Annotated in this window: 14 protein-coding genes, 1 pseudogene and 1 riboswitch; of the genes and pseudogenes, 8 read left to right on the forward strand and 7 right to left on the reverse strand. The window is 61.6% G+C overall.

What is annotated here, in order from left to right; genetic code table 11:
• The 7 genes and pseudogenes from QD408_RS13090 to QD408_RS13120 form a co-directional block, all read right to left on the reverse strand.
• Window positions 1-529 (reverse strand): annotated as a pseudogene (locus QD408_RS13090) (hemagglutinin repeat-containing protein); the annotation flags it as partial.
• Between the two features lie 53 nt (window positions 530-582).
• Complete coding sequence (locus tag QD408_RS13095; protein ID WP_414139584.1) at window positions 583-1,110, reverse strand: Imm42 family immunity protein; 528 nt, start codon at window positions 1,108-1,110, stop codon at window positions 583-585.
• Between the two features lie 2 nt (window positions 1,111-1,112).
• Window positions 1,113-8,978, reverse strand: coding sequence for a hemagglutinin repeat-containing protein (locus QD408_RS13100; protein ID WP_414139585.1), 7,866 nt, complete (start codon window positions 8,976-8,978; stop codon window positions 1,113-1,115).
• A gap of 99 nt (window positions 8,979-9,077) precedes the next feature.
• Window positions 9,078-9,629: a hypothetical protein gene (locus QD408_RS13105; protein WP_088683670.1), complete on the reverse strand. Its 552-nt coding sequence runs from the start codon at window positions 9,627-9,629 to the stop codon at window positions 9,078-9,080.
• A gap of 48 nt (window positions 9,630-9,677) precedes the next feature.
• Window positions 9,678-11,399, reverse strand: a complete 1,722-nt coding sequence (locus tag QD408_RS13110; protein ID WP_414139586.1) for a ShlB/FhaC/HecB family hemolysin secretion/activation protein — start codon at window positions 11,397-11,399, stop codon at window positions 9,678-9,680.
• A 12-nt stretch (window positions 11,400-11,411) separates the two neighbouring features.
• Window positions 11,412-12,005, reverse strand: a complete 594-nt coding sequence (locus QD408_RS13115) for an invasion associated locus B family protein (RefSeq protein WP_414139587.1) — start codon at window positions 12,003-12,005, stop codon at window positions 11,412-11,414.
• Between the two features lie 163 nt (window positions 12,006-12,168).
• Complete coding sequence (locus tag QD408_RS13120; protein WP_414139588.1) at window positions 12,169-12,420, reverse strand: hypothetical protein; 252 nt, start codon at window positions 12,418-12,420, stop codon at window positions 12,169-12,171.
• Between the two features lie 95 nt (window positions 12,421-12,515).
• Between QD408_RS13120 and QD408_RS13125 the strand changes: the two genes are divergently transcribed.
• The 8 genes from QD408_RS13125 (at window position 12,516) to QD408_RS13160 (ending at window position 21,402) form a co-directional block, all read left to right on the forward strand.
• Window positions 12,516-14,183, forward strand: a complete 1,668-nt coding sequence (locus QD408_RS13125) for a S8 family peptidase (protein WP_414139589.1) — start codon at window positions 12,516-12,518, stop codon at window positions 14,181-14,183.
• 8 nt (window positions 14,184-14,191) lie between these two features.
• Window positions 14,192-15,517 (forward strand): hypothetical protein, encoded by a 1,326-nt coding sequence (locus tag QD408_RS13130; protein WP_414139590.1) that lies wholly within the window; start codon window positions 14,192-14,194, stop codon window positions 15,515-15,517.
• Window positions 15,518-15,606: 89 nt separating this feature from the next.
• Window positions 15,607-15,703, forward strand: a riboswitch (TPP riboswitch).
• Window positions 15,704-15,751: 48 nt separating this feature from the next.
• The gene (thiM, locus tag QD408_RS13135; protein ID WP_414139591.1) at window positions 15,752-16,555 is read left to right on the forward strand and encodes a hydroxyethylthiazole kinase; all 804 of its coding nucleotides are present in this window, start codon (window positions 15,752-15,754) and stop codon (window positions 16,553-16,555) included.
• Window positions 16,552-17,187, forward strand: coding sequence for a thiamine phosphate synthase (gene thiE, locus QD408_RS13140; protein ID WP_414139592.1), 636 nt, complete (start codon window positions 16,552-16,554; stop codon window positions 17,185-17,187). Before thiM ends, thiE begins: the two co-directional genes overlap by 4 nt.
• Window positions 17,184-17,993, forward strand: coding sequence for a bifunctional hydroxymethylpyrimidine kinase/phosphomethylpyrimidine kinase (gene thiD / locus QD408_RS13145; RefSeq protein WP_414139593.1), 810 nt, complete (start codon window positions 17,184-17,186; stop codon window positions 17,991-17,993). The genes thiE and thiD overlap by 4 nt, the downstream gene beginning before the upstream one ends.
• Before the next feature lie 192 nt (window positions 17,994-18,185).
• Window positions 18,186-18,665: a GNAT family N-acetyltransferase gene (locus QD408_RS13150; protein ID WP_414139594.1), complete on the forward strand. Its 480-nt coding sequence runs from the start codon at window positions 18,186-18,188 to the stop codon at window positions 18,663-18,665.
• Window positions 18,666-18,689: 24 nt separating this feature from the next.
• Window positions 18,690-19,712 (forward strand): glycoside hydrolase family 3 N-terminal domain-containing protein, encoded by a 1,023-nt coding sequence (locus QD408_RS13155; RefSeq protein ID WP_414139595.1) that lies wholly within the window; start codon window positions 18,690-18,692, stop codon window positions 19,710-19,712.
• Window positions 19,713-19,755: 43 nt separating this feature from the next.
• Window positions 19,756-21,402 (forward strand): ABC transporter substrate-binding protein, encoded by a 1,647-nt coding sequence (locus tag QD408_RS13160; protein WP_414139596.1) that lies wholly within the window; start codon window positions 19,756-19,758, stop codon window positions 21,400-21,402.
• The last annotated feature ends 55 nt before the right edge of the window (window positions 21,403-21,457 follow it).

Here is a 21,457-nt window from a genome sequence, read left to right on the forward strand (position 1 = left end):
TGGAGAGGGTCCTGGTGTAGCCGGATTGGTTGTTGCGGGCGACATCGGTCGACACGACGGCCACCGAGCCCTTGTCGGCAATCACATCGAGCGTCGTGCCCGCCTTGGCGGAGCTGCCGATGACGTTGACATTGTCGGTGGCCTTGATCGTCAGAGCCTTGCCGCTGGCGATCTGGCTGCCGGTGGCATTTTGCTGACCTGCGTTTTCGACCTTGGCGGCAGCCAGCGTCACGTTTTGGCCGGTGAGCGTGGCGTCGCCTGTTGCATTGACCTTGACGCCCTTGAGAGCGAGATCGCCACTGCCGCTGGCGAGCTCCAGAGCGCCGCCGGCCGTCACGCCTGCATTGGTATTGACGACGTTCTGGTCACCAATCGTCATCGTCTGGGCGGCGAGCGTGATGCCGTTGGTGGCATTGAGCGCCGTGTCGCCGCGCGACAGGAACGTGCCGCTGCCCTGGATGGAGCTGCCGGAGACGGTAAGGCTGCCGGCCGACGCAATCAGGCCGGAATTGTCGAGATTGCCGACATCATTCGATCATGATCTAAAACAGACGACCTCTCGCAAAGTCGGCGCAACGCAGGTCAGCTTACCTCACCTTCCGACCGTTCCGCCGCATCATATATCTTATCAAGATAACCATATGCAGCGAGCGCCACTTTGTCGAACTCACCTATATCTAAAAGAAAATGCTTTAGTTCTTTTCTTTCCAGGTTAAAATATAAAATTTTTGACGCATATCTATTCTCTACCAAATATATCTCATAATTATCCATAACATCGACATGGACGGAAACATCAAACCGAGCAAATGGAAATTCTTCAGATATATAATTATATATTTCATCATCGTCATCTCTCAGCGCAGCTGAAATAACCGAAAACATCTTTTCAGTTGATAGCTTCATAAGCTCTGGGCATGCGCGCTGTCCCCTATCGCTATGGAGGTATCGCATTCGGAAAAGTATATCTCGCAATGAAGTGACTTCATTATAATTTCCTATAGATTCTCCTGCGATCCAATAACAAAAGCGTCCGTACATCCATAGGCCACCATGTTTCTCATTGAGTTCAACAGTTATTGCGAAGCGAGTCCTATCTCCGAACTCCATATCTATTCTCCTAGAAGCTTTCGAACGCTGTTTGGAACCTGTGAGGCAGAGATCGTCCCACTAAAATGGGCCGTTCCCGCGTTATCCGAGAAGTATCTATAATATCCACCATCACCTCGAGCATACCATGTTCCGAAATCAGCTCGGACCAGGGTTCTGTTTTCATAAGCAAATTTCGCATCGGGCGGCTCAGGTGTTTTACTTGGGTTGTATAGAGGAGAGTTTACGTCATGTGCGGCGTTTGCCTTGTACGGTGGCCTTATGCGGTTGTTGACTGCTTGAGGATGATAGGGATTGCCAATGAGGGCCGGACTTCCAATCACCCCTCCCGCGATGGCCATCGCGATCACAGCATTCATGTCGAGGCCGGTATCTTCCAACTTCTGGAATTTTTCTGAGAGCGTCGTTGAGGGGTCGTTCCAAATCGCCCATTGCTCTCGGTCCAGTTGCTTTTGGATCTGAGCTGCATCGTACGTTGCTTGAAGATAAGCGTTATAAGCCGCGCCGTTGGACCCGCCGTCAAGCTTAGCAATTGCGTTTAATAGCCAACCATTCTTTACCCAGCTTTCACCATCGTTGGGATGGTCGGTATAAGATGCAAAAGCGGCAGCTTTGATAACGTTCAATCGTTCCTCGGTGCCAAGCGAGTTAAGATAAGCGTAGATGGCGTCCTGGCAGGCTTGGTAAGTCTGGATGCCCAGATGGATAAACTCGCCGTTCTTCTGTCTGATGGTGCAATCTGTCAGGTAATCATCGGCATAGGCCGGCGTGAAGAAAAGGTCGAGAAGATTAAAGCCCTGCTTCTGCCCGCAGCCTACAAACTCTCCGCCGTTTACCAATGCGTCCACGCCAGCTTTGACATCGGCGATCTCCCCTGCCGTAAGCCGCTTGCCAAGAAGGTATCGGTCGATAAGTCCGCCTGGGGCAAACGCATTCTTGATGCCCTCTGCAAGCGCATTGACGCTTCTGGTTGAAAGGTAGATCTCCAGATCAATATGCCTATCACGTGTGATCTCATAGGCCTTACCAGGGTCTCGGTTGAGGTCAGCGAGTGGCGCGGTGGCGGCGGATTGCTCCAGTGCCGCCTGCTTTTCTTCGTTGCGGACGGTGATCGAGCCAGGGCCGACAGTGGCGCGGACGGTCTGGCGCGTATCGTCGAGCTGATACGTGCCTTCGAGGGTGTTATTTGCCGGCGGCGCACCGGGCAGTTCGTTGCCCGGAATCTCGATGCCGATTTGGGCACTGAAGCCCTCATAGCCCTTCTGTCCGAGGAAATCGCTGTAGGTCAGCGTATCGGTTGACAGCGACAGATCGCCGCTATCGGAAATGATCTTCCCCGCCTGTAAATCGGTATTGCCACTGACTTCGATGTCCATCTTACCAGTGGAGAGCAGACCGGATTGCTCGTTAATCCAGTTCGTTGCGCCCGAGCCGAGGCCCCCTCCGAACTGCAAGCCTGACAGCTGAGTGGTCAAAGGCAGAAAATTACCGCCTACCGCACCGCTCAAGGAGAACCCGGCGGAAGCAGAGCTGTTGGCGCTGCTGCCGGTATCCGGCGTAGAGATAATACTGAGATCACCTCCGACATCGGCCGTGATCGTGTCGCCGGAAACCACAGCGCCCTTGAGGGTCGTATCGTTGCCGGAACTGATCGTGATGTCGCCGCTACCGGCAACATGGCTGTTGACTTGTGTGACCGAAGTAGCATCGGATTTCGACGTTCCCGCGCCGGCGCCACCGGTGACACCTACGCCGACGCCTTGCAGGCCGATACCCGCGCTTACGCCGAAGCTGGCGTTTGCCGACTTGCTGTCGCTGCCCGTCTCGCTGGTCGCCTGGGCGCTTTCAAGCTTGATATCATGACCGGCTTTCAGCGTGATGTCGCCGATCTTGTCGTCGCCGACTACAGCAGCAACGCCGTAATCATMCCCCGCCGTTATCTGCGCGCCGTGCCCTGTTAGATCACCGGAAGTCGCTTCGATGGTGACCGAGCGCCCGGCCTCCACGCTGGTGACGACCGGTGTGGAGGTGGAAGCGGAGGCGCTGCTCTTTTCGTAGTTGAAGCCTGCTGTCAACGAGACAGAAGCGATGCTGCCGCCGTCCTTGACGATACCGGAAAGCTGCTGGAGGGCATCATAGGCCTTGAGCGAGGCGAAGGCGGCGTTGGCTGCGGTGTAGCCGTCCGAAATACCGGCGATCTTCTGTGCAGCGCCGGCAATGCTCTGGGCTGCACTGACCAGCCCTGTCGAAACCGACAGCGTCACACCGGCAAAGAACTGCTCATGCACACTCTCGTAGTTTGACTTGTCCTCAGCGCTCAGCAGGTTGACATCGCGCTCGGCAGTGATCGCTACATCGCGATCGGCGGAGACGTCGGCGGCCTGCAGGTTGGCGTCGCGGCCGGCCTTGATCGTCAAGTCGTTGCCGGCGGAAAGCGTGGCCATCGCGTTGGTCTGCGAGCCTTGCTTCGTCGTATCGGAAACCGACGACACGCCGATGCCGACCGAGAAGCCGCCGCTGCTCGAACCAAAGGAAATGCCGAAGCCGGAGCGTTTTTCCTTTTCCTCGGACGAGGCGCTTTCGGCGCCCGGCGTTATGTTGACATCGCGGGCGGCGTCGAGCGTGATGTTGTTGTCGGCGTAGATTTGCGAGCCGAGGATGTTGACGTCGGTATCGCGCGACTTGAGCGCCACGTCCGCTCCGGCCGACAGCACCGATGCCACGTTGAGTTCCGAGGCCTGCTTGCCGCTCTTCTGCTCCTTGCCCCAGAGCGAGATGAAGCCGTCACCGGAGCCGACGAAGAGGCCCGATTCCTTGCGCGTGACTTCAAGCTTGTGCGTCTCCTGTGCGCCGATGATCGAAACGCTGTCGCCCTCGACGGAAATCGAGCCGTCGGCATTGGCGCTGGAACCCGCGATCACTGCCGCGCCACCAGCGTTCAGGCTGATGTTGCCGGATGCGCCGAGTTCAGAGCCAACGGTGGTCTCGTCATAGCTCTTGTGGCTGGACGAACCCTTGGATAGGAAGCCGCTGCGCGAGCCCTTGTCGTCCTTGGCGCTGGTATCCATTCCGGAGGCGATGATCAGGTCGCCCTTGGTGGTGATGTTCAGATCGGCATCATGGTCCTCGTCGCCGGCTATCACCTTCGAGGCCGAGATGACCGTGTCCTTGCCGGAGGTGATGTCGACGCCGCCAGCGCCGCTGATCGATGAGCCGACGGCTGTCGTCGTTTCGAGATGGGTGGTCGTCTTCTCGCTCTTGCCGAGGAAACCGCCTTTGGTGCTGAGCCTGGTGTCGAGGGTCGCGGTGTCGGTGGCCTCGGCGATCGTCACGTCGCCGTCGGCCTTGAGAGCGAGCTTGCCGTCGGCKGMAAGCTTGCTGCCGACGATGTTGAGGTCGTGATCGCCGCTGCCGTTGCCCGCCGTCACCGAGAGGTCGCCGCCGGCCGATATCTCCGAGCCGACATGGGTGATCGACGAGGCGGACTTCTTGCCGAAGGTGGATGCGGAATGCTCCTGCGCGGCYGTGATGTTGATATCGTCGCCGGCGGTGAGCGCGACATTGCCGCCGGCCTTGACGGAGGAGCCGGAGAGCARGATGTCGTCGTCGGCCTTGATGGTCGCATTCGTGCCGGCGGAAAGCTGCGATTGCTGCTGGTCGGTGGAGAGGGTCCTGGTGTAGCCGGATTGGTTGTTGCGGGCGACATCGGTCGACACGACGGCCACCGAGCCCTTGTCGGCRATCACATCGAGCGTCGTGCCCGCCTTGGCGGAGCTGCCGATGACGTTGACATTGTCGGTGGCCTCGATCGTCAGAGCCTTGCCGCTGGCGATCTGGCTGCCGGTGGCATTTTGCTGACCTGCGTTTTCGACCTTGGCGGCAGCCAGCGTCACATTCTTGCCGGTGAGCGTGGCGTCGCCTGTTGCATTGACCTTGACGCCCTTGAGAGCGAGATCGCCGCTGCCGCCGGCGAGCTGCAGAGCGCCGCCCGCAGTCACACCTGCATTGGTATTGACGACGTTCCGGCCGCCGATCGTCATCGTCTGGGCGGCGAGCGTGATGCCGTTGGTGGCATTGAGCGCCGTGTCGCCGCGCGACAGGAACGTGCCGCTGCCCTGGATGGAGCCGCCGGAGACGGTAAGGCTGCCATTGGATGCGATCAGGCCGGAATTGGCGAGATTGCCGACCGTCATGTTGACCGAGCCGCCCGCCATGGCGGCGCCGGCGCCGGTCAGCTTCTGCCGGTCGGCGGCGGCGACGTAGACGACAGGCGCCAGCACCTGGACGCCGTTGACGGTCTGCCACTGATAGAGGACGATCGACTTGGTCAGCGCCGCCGCCTGCTCAGGCGTGAGGCCTTGGCCGACGGCCAGGTGGTGATCCTTGGCATAGGTGGCACCGTTGTCGAGCAGCGCCTTCATCTGCTCGATGGCGCTGCCGCCGGCGATGAAGGTGCTTCTGCCGAGCCCCTCGCCGACGAGCTGCCGCAACTGCGTGTCGATCAGCTGGTTCTCGAAATAGGCGTCGCCGAGGAACGGCACCGTCGTCTCCGGCTGATAGCCGATTTGATCCATGAAATAGCCGGAGCCATAGAACTTGCCGACATCGAGGTAGGCTGCGCGGGTTTCGAACAGGAAGGTCTGGTGGGCTATGCTGCCGCCGAAGCCGCCGGAATCCGGATTGGTCGGGGGCGAAAGGGCGGCACTGCCGAGCCCCGAATTGACGTTGAACAGCGCGCCGCCGGCCGTCAGGCCGGTGAGCGCCGACAGCGGATCGCCGGGATTGCTTGCGGCGGTGACGCTGGCGCCACCGGCCATCGAGCCGGCCGCCGATGTGTTGCTGACGCTGCCGAAATCGACGGAGAGCGCGCCGCCGGCCTTGATGTTGGCCGATACGCCGCCGATCGCCTCGACGGAGCTGACGATCGTCGAGCCGTTGGCGATGTTCTTCGAGGGATTGGCGGTGCCGTTGGCATTATAGGCGGTGCAGGCGCCCTGGGCATGGCAGGTCGTCGTCGTCGTGCGGAAAAGGCTGACGCCGGTGTTGGTCAGCGTCGAGCCCTCCAGCGTCGCGTCGCCGCCGGCCTCGATCGAGCTGTAGGAATTGGTCAGATTCGTGGCGTCGATGGTGAGGTCGCGGCTCGCCCGGATCGTCGCTTCCGGGCTCAGCGTGCCGACCAACCGGTCCTCGTAGACCGACTGGCTGAGATTGGACGACCAGTCCCACGTGTAGGTCGTGCTTTCGTCCGAGCCGCTGAAATTGACCTCGTCGACGATGAAATAGCGCGAGGGATTGTTTGGATCGACGACGGGATTGCCGTTCGCATCCCTCGGCACGCGGTCCCTGATCCAGTCGATGATCGGGCCGACCTTCTCGGGTCCGTCGGCCGAAATCCAGGTCCACGCATGATAGACGGTGCCGTCGGCGAGCGTCGCCTTCGACCAGAGCAGCGGTTCATAATCCTGCCACAAGGCCGGATCGACGCCAGCATAGAGCTGGTACATGTTCTGATCTGCGGTCTCGAGATAACCGAAGGGCAGGCCGGCAGCGACGGGATTCAGCGTGAAGCCGCTGACGATGCCCGAGGAGACCAGCGTCGCGGTCGTCCATTGCGGCGTGACGGCCCGCTGATTGGTCAGATTGCTGGTCAGGATGGACATGTCGTTTCCAGCCTGGATCAGCCCGGAAACATTGGTGACCGCCGCATTTCTCTGTAACGCCGTCACCCCGGCAATCGTAAGATCGTTGCCTGATAAGATGGCGCCCTGATTGTTTGTGAGCACGCCGCCGACGAACAGGCTGGCGTCTTGGCCGGCATAGGTAAGCCCCGTGGCGCTGTTGGTGAAATCGCCGGAAATGTTGAAGGTGAGATCGCGGCCGGCGGCCAATTGCCCGGCATTGGTCAGCGACGGCAGCGTCAGGGTCAGGTCGTTGGCGGCGAGCAGCGCCGTGCCGGCCGAGGTGGAGAGGCCGTTGGCGTTGATGTCGATGTCGCCGGAACCGCCGGCATCGGTAATGGCATTGATCCTGGTGCCGCTGAGATCGGCAGCACCTGAGAGATTGAGAGTGAGCCCCCCGAGAGTGATGCTGTTATTGCTGAGATTGGCGCTATCGGCGTTGAGCGTCAGCGTGCCGCCGGCGGCGATGTTGCCGGCGGCGCCGTTGGAGAGATCGATGGCGGTGGTGGTGAGCGTCAGGTTGCCGGCAGCGCTGGTGGGATTGCCGTAGCTGATCTGGCCGCCCGAGGCCGTGAGCGCTGCGCTGCCGAGGCTCTGCATTTGGGCATAGGCGAGATTCTGGCTGGCATCGGCCGAAAGATCGCCGCTGCTCAGCAGTGCATTGGAAACGGTGATCGAACCATTTGTGGCGGCAAGGCTCATGTCGCCCGCCGGCTGCAGCACCAGTGCGGCATTGGCGGATTGGGCGGTGGCGGCGAGATCGACGCCGGAGGCGATCGTGGCAGCAGCGATCGAGCGGCCCGAGGCCGTGACGTTGCCCTCAGCCAGGACATCGCCCGATATGGCGATGTCGGCGCCGGCGGATAGCGTGAGATTGTTGCCGCTGACAAGCGAGGCCGCGGCGATCGAGCCTGACGTCGCCGTGATCGCCAGCGCATCGGCGCTTTTTACCGCACCGGCAATCTGGATGTCGCCCGAGGTGGCGGACAGGGCGAGCGCATCTCCGGCCATGACGCTGCCGGCCGCAATACCGGCTGACGACGTCATCTGGACGCTGGCGGCGCTGTTCACCTCGCCTGCGACACTCAACAACCCGCTGCCGCTGGACAGCAGGATATCGTCATCGGCGGCAACCGTATCGAGGGTTATGCCCTGGTCCGCCTGAACGGCGACCTTTGCCTTCGACGTGACCTTGGAAGCCGTCACCTTCGCCTTCGAGGAGATCGAAACGCCCTGCTGGCCGGAGACGTTGCCGAGCGAGATCTTGCCATCGGCCGACAGAGACAGTTCGCCCGCATTGGCAGCCAGATTGCCGCTCATGCGCACGCCGGCGCCCTGCTCGGTGACGACGATCTTGATGCGGCCGGCCTGCATGGCACCGAGCGCCGTGCCGTCGATCGCATATTCCGGCGTGCCCGACGTCGCCGCGAGCGGCGTGGCATTACCGGTGGCATAATTGAACTGATTGCGGCCGGCCGTGACGCGAAGATCCTTGCCATAGACAGGACCGTTGACGTGGACGGCGCGCGAGACGATGTCGAAGAGATCGACCGCACCAGGCCCGGCGGCGAAATTGCCGCCGTTCGGTCCGATGGTGACGTCGCCGCCATTGACGGTAAAGCCGTTGAGCTTGCCGTCGGCGCCGATATCGGGCGCACCCGTGGTCAGCGTCGCATGCGGCGTGTTGATGAAGCCGCAGCCGTCGCAGGTGATACCGTTCGGGTTGGCGATGATCACGTCGGCTTTCCCGCCGAACACCTCGATCGCGCCGTTCAATGCCGAGCGGTTGCCGCTGATCACCTCGTTGAGGATGACCGATGCCGGACCGGATGAGTTGAGATTGGCATTGCCGGGTGTTACGCCGCCAAGATTGGAGTTGCCGATCTCGCCCTTGAAGTTGTTGAGGATGAGGCCCGGTGTGCCGACGTTGAAATTGTCGTATTTGTTATGAGAGAGGCCCTGGCTGTTCGGCGTGACGATGTCGATGAGCGGCACGCCGTTCGGCGCGGTGCCGACACCCGGCTGGTTGGCGGCGGGCACCGTGCTTGCCGAGACCGACTGGGCATTGGCAAGCATCGGCTGGAAGACCAGCAGCGCGCTGAGTACGACGGCAAGCGATCGATTGGCAAGCCTGCCGAGTCGGCAGCCAAGACCCCTTGTTTCAGAACCAGGACCGGTTTTCTCACGCATCGTTTTGTCTTTCCAAACGCACAACTGGTTTTGTGTCTCGACATCCATCGCGGCTCGGCGCCGCGTTGACTGCGGCGGCGCCGAACCTCATCGCAGGGCTTATTTCTGGGTGAGCCAGGTTTTGACGTTGCGCGCGAAGGACTTGGACAGGCGCTGCGCCATGACATCAGGCGCTCCCGATGTTGTCGCCGCGTTGATTGCGACGGCGACAATCACGCCGTAGCCGCTCCCGCGCATGGAGAGGTCTTCGCCGTGGATGTTTTGCGCTTGGGCAATCAGTTGTCCTGTCTGGGCGTCCTCCAATCGGACTGTCCCGTCGATCATGCTGTCATGGCCGCCGATGATCCTGGCCTGCTTGGTGGTAACATCGAAAACGTGCAGCGTCACGACCAACCTGCCGCGCGTGGGACCGCCCGGCAGACCCACCAATTCCTTGTTCATCGTCGCTTGAAGGGTTCGGATCGCATCCGCCACCTGCTGATCGGGCTTGTCCCCGAAACCAAACGTCTTGACGTCGGGAGCCATCTCGATTCGGATTTCACGGACCGAAGTTCGCTGAAGAGCAGCGATCAGCCGAGGATCGGTTGTCGTGACGCAGGACGCCAGGGTCGCCGCCAGAAGAAGAAGGGTCAAAAAACGCACGATACGCATTAAAAACTCCGGAATTCTCTTAAAAATCAGGTTGATAGTTGTTGTTCGTCACCACCGCATCGACGTGCTCGCGTAAAACAGGCCGTCGGCCCCGTTGTCGACGCTGCCGGCCATGAGGTGCGAATAGCCGATGTCGAGATTGACGGTGCCGCCGACCGCGCGGGCGCCGACCGTCCAGCTGGCGAGGTCGCCGCCTGTTATGTCGAACCGCTTCTGCGCGTAGACGTGGCCATAGTCGAAGCCGAGATAGGGGCGGAGTTCGCCGAACAGCTTCGCGACCGCGCCGCCGCTTTCGTTGGATTTGGTTCGCCAGACGATCTCGTTGTGAGTGAATATGCCGTTATTGCCGAAGAGTACGCTTTCGCGCATGCCGCGGACATTGCTGTAGCCGCCAAGCGAGATCTGCTCGGCGCCGAGCAGATTGTCCGGCGAATATTGGCCGCTGACGAGCGAGGTCAGCTCGAACTGCCGGCTGGCGGCCTCGAATGGCTGCGTCACGCTGATCGTGGCGTTGAACTTCGAAAATCGCGGGTCCGCGTCCCCTGCCCCCGGCTCTCCGGCCTTGACGGCGTCGAAAAGGCCGAGCCCCCTGTCATAGCTGGCGTCGAACACCCAGATGCCGCCGAACATGCGCCGCGAATGGGAAATGCCGAGATCGCCGACCGTATAGCGGCGGCTGCCGACTTCGATCAGGTTGCCGAGCAGGAAGTTGTTCGTCTGCTTGTAGGTCAGGCTGCTGCGGACGGTGGTGATCGAATCCTTGTCGCGCAAGATGACACGGTCGATGCCGAGACCCACCTGCCCCGAATTGCCGGATGTATCGAGCGATGAGAAGTTTCCTTCGACCGCACTTTCATACTGGTACCAGGAACCGTTCAGCGAGACGGTGGAGTAGCCGTAGGGAATGCTGACACTGCCGGAATAGCTGTTGCCAAATCCCCTGCCGTCATCGTCCCAGGGATAGTCAGGGCCGCTATGTTCGTATGAAAAATTCCACTGATCGTTGATATCGAGCAGATCGTCGAAACCGAGCGACGCCGAGCTTCTGGAAAAGCCGGTGCTTTCCTGCCCCATGTTGTTGTTGCCGAGGGAGACGTGCCAGGGCCTGCCCTGACGGTTTTCGATGTTCAGGATGGATGTTCCGTCCTTGGGGCCGGGCAGCATGGCAGACTTGGCGTCATTGGCCTGCAGCCGGTTCATCTGGTCGAGCCCCTGCTCGATATCGCGGATATTGACGACCCGGCCGATCAGGCCTGGAAAGGCCGTCGCCAGCGAGCCGCTGCCGGATATTTTCTTGCCGTTGAGATAGATATCGGACAGCGTGCCTTCGACGACGAGCAGGCGGAGGACCCTCGTCTTGCGGATATCCTGCTGCGGCACATAGGCCCGCGAGGTCACATAGCCATGATCGATATAGAGGTGCGTGACGTCCTTGAGGACGGCGTTGATCTCGGCGAGGCCGACGCATCGATTGCCGTAAGGCGCCGTCACCTTGCCGAGTTCGCTCGGCGACAGCAGGTTCGCCCCGTCGATCTCGACGCGCGTGATGTCGAAGCAGGCGCCCTTTCCCTGGCCGGCGGGCAATGGGCCGTTTTCCGTCTCCTCGCTACCGTCGGGCGTTGCCTGGCGAAGGGCATCCAGCCGCTGCTTTTGCGCCTGCTCTTCCTGGCGGCGCGTGAAATCATCGGCGGGCGACTGCGCGTAAGCGGGGGCGGCACCCAGCAGGAGGGTGGCGCCAGCGGCCAAGACGTATCGAATTTCCATTGTCATTTTGAAATTCGATTACCTGCTGGCTGTGGACTGAAGTTCATCGAGGGCCGTCTTCAGCCCTTTCAGCGAAAAGCGGATATTGACGTCCTGGCCGTTCATCAGCCGCACCAGCCCTTCGGCGGTCGCGCCCTTCTTCAGCACCGCCGCCGTCTTCGTATCCAGTGCCTGCTGCGCCCAGCATCCGGCCTCGTTGCAGTTGCGGTAGTCGAGTTTGGCGACCGGCTTGCCGTCGGCCTTGATCGACAGGCCCGAAGGCAGGAAGACGTTGAGGGGCAGAAGGGCGGTCAGCATCAGCCGCGGCTTGCCCTTCTCGCCCTTGTTCCGGGGATCGGCCGGCGCAGCCGATATCGCCAGCGTCAGCACATTGACGTTCTTGCCGTCCTTGGCGACTTGCGCAACCTGCGCGACCTCGCATGCCTCGGCGCCCGCAGCGCCGGTGCAGCGGTAATACCAGTCATCGAATTTCTGGGACTTCATAGCTGGCGCCGGCTGTCCTGCCGGGCCGGGAGATTGCGCGAGGCATGGATTGGCGCCGGCCATCAATATCAGAGCGGGGACGATGATACGGAAGCCCCGTTTTATGCCGCTTTTCGAAAATCTGCTCATTGAAAATGCAACTTCAGGAAGATTTTATTCACGTGTAAAGCCATATCGCTACAATCGATCGGATGGTCAACCTTGACGTGTCAGGACGGTAAAGTTTGTGTTAGAGATTTACTTCGTGTTCCAAGACATCAAATGACCCTACCCAAAGCCTTTCAGCAAGAAATCACCCATGAATTCTGGCAGGTCCGAATAAAGTTGACCGTAGAGACAATAAAACGACACGCAACTTACGCGAAGCTGTTGCAACACCCTCTTGAATTGAAAATTTATTTGATAAACGGATAGGACGAACAATCGGTGCAATCCAGAATATAAAGACGCCCTTCCGAAAGGTCAGCCCGCCCTCTTTCAAGAAGAAAGCCTCTTCGGCCAATACACCCACCCCGCTGGACATTACGCATGCCGCAATACGCATGCGGTTATGTCCGCAAATATAGAGGTGTATTCCAGAAATACATTGCACCCACGGTTGCTACTGGTATTCTTTCGAAAAAAGGAGAGGACAGCCGCATGGCGAAACGGCAACGACCGGCCCAGCCCCCGACAGAGCCCGAGGACAGCATTCGGGAAAACCTGGTCAAGACACGAATCGGGGGTGACCTCTCGTCCTTCATGAAAGGCGATCCGGACAACCCCAAGAAAGCCGGCAAGGCTGCGGAGCGTTTCGATGTCGTCATCGAATTCAACCGCGATTTTCCAGGCGGCGTCACGGCGGCGCGGCAGCTCTTGTTCGAAGCGTATCTGCTGCATCTCAACAGGATCGGCGCGACCGACGAGAGCAACAATTTGCGCCGCTTCGGCATGGCGCCGCCGCTCGGCATGCCTGCGATCTCCGAGGACAGCAAGCTCGATCTTTCGCAGATTTTCTCGAAAGGCAGCAGGATCGCCGCCAAATCGCTCTGGACCGACAGCTATGTTTTCGCCACCCTGACCCGGGAAGCCATCGGCCGGCTATCGACCTGGACGATGCCGAGGAGCGATGATGAAAAGACCAAAAGCGAAGGCAAGCAGAGGGATATTCCGCTCGTCTACAAGATCTGGCACGACCACGAGATCTATCGTTGCGTCTATGAATCAGTCCGGACGATCAAAGGCGACGCGGCGCAGGCTTCCTTCGCGGCCAGTGGAAAAGGCATCGTCTGGGCCGTGGCCGACACCGGCATCGACGAGACCCATCCGCATTTCTCGACGCTGAAGACGCTCGAACTGCCTGACGGACTCAGTCACTGGGACTTTACGTCGGACAATCCCGATCCGGCATCGGCGCCGAAGACCGCGCTGACCGACACCGCCGGCCACGGAACCCATGTCGCCGGCATCATCGCAGGCCGGACATCCCTCTCGGAAGCCCCGAAGACGAGCGGAATCAAGAAAATCTCGGTCACTTCGGAAATACGCAAAGAGGACGACACGAAGTCCAAGGTCACGGAGGAGCATCAGGGCGTGATCTCCGGCATGGCGCCGCATTGCAAGCTGATGAGCCTGAAAGTGCTCGTCAACGACAAGCAAGGCAGGCTCAGCAATTTGCTGGCCGCGATCAACTACGTCCAGCGCTCGAACGATTACGGGCGCAACATCAAGATCCATGGGCTCAACCTGAGCCTCGGCTATCCCTTCAACCCGGTATGGTTCGCCGCCGGGCAAAGCCCGCTCTGCGTCGAGGTCAACAGGCTGGTGCGCTCGGGCGTCTGCGTGGTGGTCGCGGCCGGCAATGCCGGCTATGGCACGGTGATGCAATTTTCCGGAGCCCCGGAACGCGCCGCCCATAGCGGCACGATCATGGATCCCGGCAATGCGGCGCTCGCCGTCACGGTCGGCTCGACCCATCGCGACATGCCGCATACCTACGGCGTCTCCTATTTCTCCTCGAAGGGGCCGACCGCCGACGGGCGCATGAAGCCGGATCTCGTCGCGCCCGGCGAGCGCATCGTCTCCTGCGCGCTTCCTGACGCTGCCAAACCGAACGAGGCGCCGTTCCGGGAGGATACCGGCACCAGCATGGCGACGCCGCATGTTTCCGGCGCGATCGCCGCTTTCCTGTCGGTCCGGCGTGAATTTCTCGGCCAGCCGGAACGCGTGAAGGAAATCTTCGTCGGCGCGGCGACCGATCTCAAACGGCGGCCGGAGTTTCAGGGCGCCGGCCTGCTCGATCTGATGCGAACGCTGCAAGCTGTGTAGGAGGACACATGGACACGCTTGGACCCTCGCCATTCCTATGGCTCGAATTCGACAAGGACGGTGCGATCGATGCCGCGCTGACGAAAAAGCTCGCCGCGCTGCTCAACCAGCCCGATATTACCGATCTGATCGTGATGTCGCATGGCTGGAAGAACACCAAGGACGATGCCCGCACGCTCTACGGAACGCTCTGGGCAAACGCCTGCAAGAAGCTTGCGTCCGACAAGGCGCGCCGCACCGTCGTCGCCGGCATCGTCTGGCCGGCCAAGGCCTACCGCACCGATTTCGACGAACGGACGCTGGTGACGGCGGGCGGTGGCGCCCAGGCAGCGGACGGGGCGGCGGCCCCGGTCCAGGATCTCGACGAAAAGGCTTTCAAGAAAGTCCTGGCCGATTTCGAGGATCTCTTCGGGCCGGACGGCTCTGACACATCGGAACAGGCACGGGCCGCAGCCGAGACCCTCGATGAAACGACGTCGCTTTTCCTCGTCAGAAAAGGCAGGGAGGCGATCGGCTCGCCCCAATCCGACACGGAACTCAAGGCGGATGCCGAACCGATCGCACTGGCGACTGCGGATGCCACCAGCGCCAAGGTGCTGATGGAGGGCCTCGTCCCGCCACCGACGTTCAATCTGGAAAGCTCGGTCGGTGAAGCGCAAGGCCTCGGCGACATCGTCTCGGGCCTGATCTCCGGTCCGCGGGCAGCGGTAGCACGCTTCCTGAACCAGCTCACCTATTACGAAATGAAGAAACGCGCCGGCATCGTCGGGGAGGCATTGACCAAAAGCGTGCTCTCGAAGCTCGCACCGCAGCAACCGATCCGGCTGCATCTGGTCGGCCACAGCTTTGGCGCCCGGCTGGTCTCGGCGGCGGCAAACGGGCTCGCGCCCGTGCCGAAGCTGGAATTCTTCTCGCTCACTTTGCTGCAGGGCGCCTTTTCACACAATGGTTTCGCCAAAGAGATCAAGCCGGGTCTTGCCGGCGCCTTTCCCAATGTGGTGGGCAAACCGACCGGCCCGATCTGCATCACCCACACCCACAACGATCTCGCCTGCACGCTCGCCTATGCTCTGGCTTCGCGCCTTTCGCGCGATATCGCCAAGAGCATCGGCGATGCCGACGACGAGTTCGGTGCGATGGGGGCGAACGGTCCGCAGCACCTGAAGGCCGGCCAGGCCGTCGAGGACGATACGGATGCCGTCTTCGCCCCGAAATCCGGCAAGGTGAACACTTTCCTGGCGGACAAATACATCATCAAGACGGCCGCATCGGATGCCCATAACAATGTCACGAACGAAGAGGTCGGACGGCTGCTGGCAAAGATCGTCGGCTGACCGTCTTTCGTGAATTGGCCGCATCGCAGAGTTCGCGGAATTGTCATTTTCGGGATGACATGCGCGCCGTTCTCTGCAAGAACAAACCCGATGAGAGACAGGGGCGTCCGTCGGCAGACGGGCTGAGAAGCACCCTTCGAACCTGAACCGGATCATGCCGGCGGAGGGAGTCGCTCGGGGTTGGGCTTTGCCCGCATGAACCGCCCCGTGCCTGCCCCGCCTGAAAGGGGCACTATGCAGATGAAGACCACGTCGGGAGCCATGTTGAAGGCGATGCGCGAGAAACCGCCGCTCGTTCAGTGCATCACCAATTACGTCGCCATGAACATCGCCGCAAACGTCCTGCTGGCATCAGGCGCCTCGCCGGCCATGGTGCATGCCGCGGAAGAAGCCGGTGAATTCGCCGGCATCGCCAATGCACTCACCATCAATATCGGCACGCTCTCGACGCAATGGATCGAAGGCATGCGGGCGGCTGCGAAAGCCGCCAACGCAGCCGGCAAACCCTGGGTGCTCGATCCGGTCGCCCATTACGCCACGGCCTTCCGCCGCGGGGCGGTGGCCGACCTTCTGGCACTCCGCCCGACGATCATCCGCGGCAACGCCTCCGAGATCATTTCGCTTGCCGGCGGAGAAAGCCGCGGCCAGGGCGTCGACAGCCGCGATCCGGTCGAACAGGCAGAGGATTCGGCACGGCGGCTGGCGGAGCGACAGCAGGCGATCGTCGCCGTCACCGGCGCCGTGGATTTCGTGACAGATGGGAAAAGAGCCGTGCGCGTCGCAGGCGGATCGGCCCTGATGCCGCAGGTCACGGCACTCGGCTGCTCGCTCACCTGCCTCGTGGGCGCCTTTGCCGCGACCGCGCCTGAAGATCTCTTCGGCGCGACTGTCGCCGCCCTCGCGACCTTCGCCGTCGCCGGCGAAGATGCGGCGCTGGGTGCTGCCGGCCCCGGCTCCTTCTCCTGGCGCTTCCTCGATGCGCTGGCGGCGATCGACGCCGAAACGCTCGATGCCAGGGCAAGGGTATCGGTCGCATGAAGCGCTTCGACCTTTCGCTCTATCTGGTCCTCGATCCCGATCTCTGCGCCGGGATCGGCATGATCGAGACGGCGCGCCTTGCCGTTGCAAGCGGCGTGACGATGGTGCAACTGCGCGACAAACATGCCGGCACGGCCAGAATGATCGAGACCGGCCGCGCCTTGAAACAGACGCTTGCGGGAAGCGGCGCGCTGCTCGTCGTCAATGACGATGTCGAGGCGGCGATCGCCATCGGCGCGGACGGTCTGCATATCGGCCAGGAGGACATGGACGCGCGCAAGGCACGAACGATGATCGGCCCGGACATGATCCTCGGCCTCTCGGTCGAGACCGCCCAGCTTGCCGGCGCCGTCGATCCCGGTCTCGTCGATTATACCGGCGTCGGACCTGTCTTTGCGACGCCGACCAAGGCTGACCACAAGCAGCCGATCGGCTTCGATGGCCTAGCGATGCTGGTGAAGGCCTCGCCGGTGCCGTCGGTCGCCATTGGCGGCCTCAAGGCGGAGCATGTGGCCGAAGTGTTTACAGCCGGCGCCAAGGGGCTTGCCGTCGTCTCCGCCATCTGCGGCACCGCAGATCCCGAAGCCGCCACGCGCCGCATCGCCGCAGAAATTCGAAAGGTGCGTCCATGATCCGCAACGTTCTCTCCATCGCCGGTTCCGATCCCTCGGGCGGCGCCGGCATCCAGGCCGATCTCAAGGCTTTTTCCGCCCGCGGCGTCTATGGCATGGCGGTGCTGACCGCGCTGACGGCGCAGAACACGCAAGGCGTCAGCGGCGTGCATCTGGTGCCGCCGCAATTCGTCGCCGACCAGATCAATGCCGTCTTTGCCGATGTACGCGTCGACGCCGTCAAGATCGGCATGATCGCCAATGCCGGGATCGCCGAAGCCGTCGCCGCAGCCCTTGCCGACCGGCGCGGCATTCCCATCGTCATCGACCCGGTGATGATCGCCAAGGGCGGCGCTGCCCTGCTCGCGCCGGAGGCCGTTGACGTGCTGACGGGCCAGCTGCTGCCGCTCGCAACGCTCCTGACCCCGAACCTGCCCGAAGCCGCGGCCCTGTTGCACCAGCCGGTTGCGACCAATCGCGACGAGATGGCGGCGCAAGCCGAACAGCTGCGCGCGCTCGGCCCCGCCGCCGTGCTGGTCAAGGGCGGCCATCTCGACAGCAACGAAAGCCCGGACGTGCTTGCCACGGCCGGCGGCTTGCACTGGTTCGAAGCCCGACGCGTGCCAACCAAGAATACGCACGGCACAGGCTGCACGCTCTCCAGCGCGCTGGCCGCCGAGCTTGCCAAAGGCGCCTCGGCGCAGCAGTCGGTCGCCATCGCGAAGGATTATCTCGCCGACGCGGTCGCCGCCGCCGGCAGCCTCACCGTCGGTTCCGGCCACGGCCCGGTGCAGCATTTTCATGCGCTTTGGAAAGAAGGCGCGTAAGCGCTCACATCAGCGAACACGTTGCAAACCGAAACGGCCCGGTCCTACCGGGCCGTTTTTGCATTTGACCTCTACTCCACGTGAAGCCGCTCACATTTAAAATCCCTGTTGACAAGCTCGGCCGGATGGCCAAATCTATAACACTAAAAGGGGATACATTCCGCAATAACGGAATATTAGGAGGAGCGACAGGTGCCAGACCTGCTTGTGAGCTTGTATTCTGCCGAGCTCGCCGACCTGAAACAGAAGGCCGATCACGTCGGCGTCTCCGTCCGTCCGGCCCTCCCGCCGGAGCTGCATCTCGTGGTCGGCTGGGTTCGCGAACAGTTCAGTGAGAACTGGGCAAGCGAAGTTATGGTTGCCTTCTCCCGCCAGCCCGTTGCCTGCCTCATCGCCGCCGAAGGCGGCAAGCTCTTGGGCTTTGCCTGCTATGACACGACGGCGCGCGGCTTCTTCGGCCCCACCGGCGTCGATCCGCAAGCGCGCGGCAAGGGCATTGGGCTCGCGCTCTTTTCCGCCTGCCTTCAGACCATGAAAACAACAGGCCACGCCTACGCCTTCATCGGCGATGCCGGCCCGGTCGATTTCTACGCCAAGACGGCAGGCGCGATCCCCATCCCCGCCCCCGACAAGGGCATTTACGAAGGCATGCTCAGAAGCGCGCCGAAATGACCATCTGATACCGGAGTTACAGAATTGTCCTCGACCCCGCTCGCCCTTTTCGTCGGCCTCCCGAACCCCACGATTTCGGATGATGAATTCGCCCTCTTCCGCGAAACCAATCCGCTCGGCCTCTTCGTCGGCCGGCGCAATCAGCGCGAGCCGGAGCAGACAAGGCACCTGATCGACCGCTTCCGCGAAGCCGTCGGCCGCGACGACGCGCCTGTCTTCACCGACCAGGAAGGAGGCCGCGTCCAGCATCTCGACGCCGGCCCCTGGCCGCTCTTCCGCAGCTTCGGCCAGTTCGCCGAACTGGCGCGCCGCGATTTCGATCTCGGCAAGAAAGCGCTGCGCCTTTCCTCCCAGGCCATGGGCGCGATGATGACGGAGCTCGGCCTTTCCAGCGGTTGCTCGCCCGTTCTCGATCTCGTCTTCGAGACGACGAGCGCGGTCATCGGCGCCCGCTCCTTCGGCCCCGATCCCGATTTCATCGCCGCCCTCGGCCGCGAGGTGGTCGACGGCTTGCTCGAGACCGGCAATATGCCCGTCATGAAGCACATTCCCGGCCACGGCCGCGCCACGCTCGACTCCCACAAGGAGCGTCCGGTGGTCGATGCCAGCCGCGAAACGCTCGTCGCCACCGATTTCAAACCCTTCGTCGCGCTGAAGGATACACCCTGGGCGATGGTCGCCCATGTCGTCTATTCGGCCTACGACGCCGAGCTGCCGGCGTCGATCTCGCCTGTCATGCACGACGTAATCCGCAAGGAGATGGGTTACGAGGGCGTGCTGATCTCCGACTGCATCTTCATGGAATCGCTCGCCGGCACGCTGCCGGAGCGCGTCAGACAAGTGCTCGATGCCGGCTTCGACATCGCCCTCCACAGCCATGGCGACGTCAGGGAAAGCGAAGCCGCCGCCAAGGCCGCCCGCCCGCTGACGGATGCAGCCCTGAAGCGGATCGCCGCCGGCAAAGCCCGCCTCGGCACTCTCAAGATCGATTATCGCGCCGCCCATGCCGAGGTCGAAGACATGTTTGCAAGCGCGCCGGCCGCCTGACCGGCAGATCATTTTTCACGCATAAGAAAAAGGGGAATGGAACATGAAAAAATATCTTCTTGCAGCCGCAGCACTCACACTGCTTTCGGGATCCGCCATGGCGCAGACGATCCTGACCGCGAATATCGAACCGGCGACCACCTGGGTTCGCAACTTCAACCCGTTCAACCAGACCTCGTCGCGCCAATCGACACTCGACTTCATCTACGAGCCGCTTGTTATTTTCAACCGCTTCGACAGCAACAAGCCGGTCTATCGCCTGGCCGAAAGCTTCAAGCTCTCCGACGACCTGAAGAGCATCGAATTCAAGCTGCGACCGAACCTCAAATGGTCGGACGGTAAGCCGCTGACCGCAGCCGACGTCAAGTTCACCTATGACTATCTGAAGAAATTCCCGGCGCTCGATTTCGTCAGCATCTGGACCTTCGTTACCGACGTCCAGGCCGTCGACGGCCAGACGGTGCGCTTCACGCTCGCCAATCCGAGCTCGCTTGCCGCCGAGCAGATCTCGCAGCTGCCGATCGTTCCCGAGCATGTCTGGAAGGATGTCACTGATCCCGTCACCTTCGCCAACGAGAGCCCGGTCGGCAGCGGCCCGCTGACGGAAGTGCCGCGCTTCACCGGCCAGACCTACGACCAGTGCCGCAACCCGAACTACTGGGACAACGCGCATCTGAAGGTCGATTGTATTCGCTTCCCGCAGCTTGCCGACAACAACCAGATCCTGACGGCGACCGCCGACGGCACGCTCGACTGGGGCGTCTCCTTCATTCCCGATATCGACAATGTCTATGTCTCGAAGGACCCGGCGCATTTTCACTACTGGTATTCGCCGAGCAGCATGGTCGCCTTCCTGTTCAACTTGGAAACGGCGAACGAGAACAACAAGAAGGCCTTCGACGACGTGAAGTTCCGCCGCGCCATCGGCATGGCGCTCGACCGCAAGACGATGATCGACGTCGCCGGCTACGGCTATCCGACACTCAACGAAGACCCCGGCCTGATGGGCGAGCTCTACAAGAGCTGGGCGGACCCTTCCATCAAGGCCGACTTCGGCAAATACGCGACCTATGACGCCGACGCCGCCAAGGCGCTGCTCGACGAGGCCGGCTACAAGGACAAGGACGGCGACGGCTTCCGCGACAATCCCGACGGCAGCAAGATCTCCTTCTCGATCATCGTCCCGAACTCCTGGACGGACTGGGTCGACACGGTCAACATCGCCGTCGAAGGCATGCAGGCGGTCGGCATCGACGCCAAGATCGAAACGCCTGAAGAAGCCGTCTGGACCGGCAACCTCATCAACGGCACCTTCGATGCGGCGATCAACAGCCTGCCGGCATCGGCCTCGCCCTACTATCCCTACAAGCGCGCCTTCAGCGCTTCGGACAAGGGCAAGACCCGCTTCACCGCGCAGCGCTGGTTCAACCCCGAGGTCGAGAAACTCGTCACCGAGTTCACCCAGACCGCCGACCTTGCCAAGCAGAAGGACGCGATGAACAAGGCGCAGCGCATCGTCGCCGAAAACATGCCCATGATCCCGGTCTTCAACAATCCGAACTGGTATCAGTACAACACCAAGCGCTTCACCGGCTGGTCGACCAAGGAAAATCCCTTCGTCAATCCATCGATCTCGCGCACCAATCCGGCGCGCCTGCTGAACCTTCTGGCTCTCGAGCCTGTGAAGTAAGCATCATGGCCTTGGGAGCGGTTGTGAAACACCGCTCCCGTCACGACGGAGTTCC

The sequence above is a fragment of the Rhizobium sp. BR 249 genome, assembly GCF_047445895.1.
Taxonomy (GTDB): domain Bacteria; phylum Pseudomonadota; class Alphaproteobacteria; order Rhizobiales; family Rhizobiaceae; genus Rhizobium.

Coding starts and splice junctions, on each gene's coding strand:
- thiE (WP_414139592.1), top strand. CDS start 16,552: ATGAAGCGCTTCGACCTTTCGCTCTATCTGGTCCTCGATCCCGATCTC.
- thiM (WP_414139591.1), top strand. CDS start 15,752: ATGCAGATGAAGACCACGTCGGGAGCCATGTTGAAGGCGATGCGCGAG.
- QD408_RS13110 (WP_414139586.1), bottom strand. CDS start 11,399: ATGACAATGGAAATTCGATACGTCTTGGCCGCTGGCGCCACCCTCCTG.
- QD408_RS13105 (WP_088683670.1), bottom strand. CDS start 9,629: ATGCGTATCGTGCGTTTTTTGACCCTTCTTCTTCTGGCGGCGACCCTG.
- QD408_RS13115 (WP_414139587.1), bottom strand. CDS start 12,005: ATGAGCAGATTTTCGAAAAGCGGCATAAAACGGGGCTTCCGTATCATC.
- QD408_RS13130 (WP_414139590.1), top strand. CDS start 14,192: ATGGACACGCTTGGACCCTCGCCATTCCTATGGCTCGAATTCGACAAG.
- thiD (WP_414139593.1), top strand. CDS start 17,184: ATGATCCGCAACGTTCTCTCCATCGCCGGTTCCGATCCCTCGGGCGGC.
- QD408_RS13160 (WP_414139596.1), top strand. CDS start 19,756: ATGAAAAAATATCTTCTTGCAGCCGCAGCACTCACACTGCTTTCGGGA.
- QD408_RS13125 (WP_414139589.1), top strand. CDS start 12,516: ATGGCGAAACGGCAACGACCGGCCCAGCCCCCGACAGAGCCCGAGGAC.
- QD408_RS13095 (WP_414139584.1), bottom strand. CDS start 1,110: ATGGAGTTCGGAGATAGGACTCGCTTCGCAATAACTGTTGAACTCAAT.
- QD408_RS13120 (WP_414139588.1), bottom strand. CDS start 12,420: ATGCGTATTGCGGCATGCGTAATGTCCAGCGGGGTGGGTGTATTGGCC.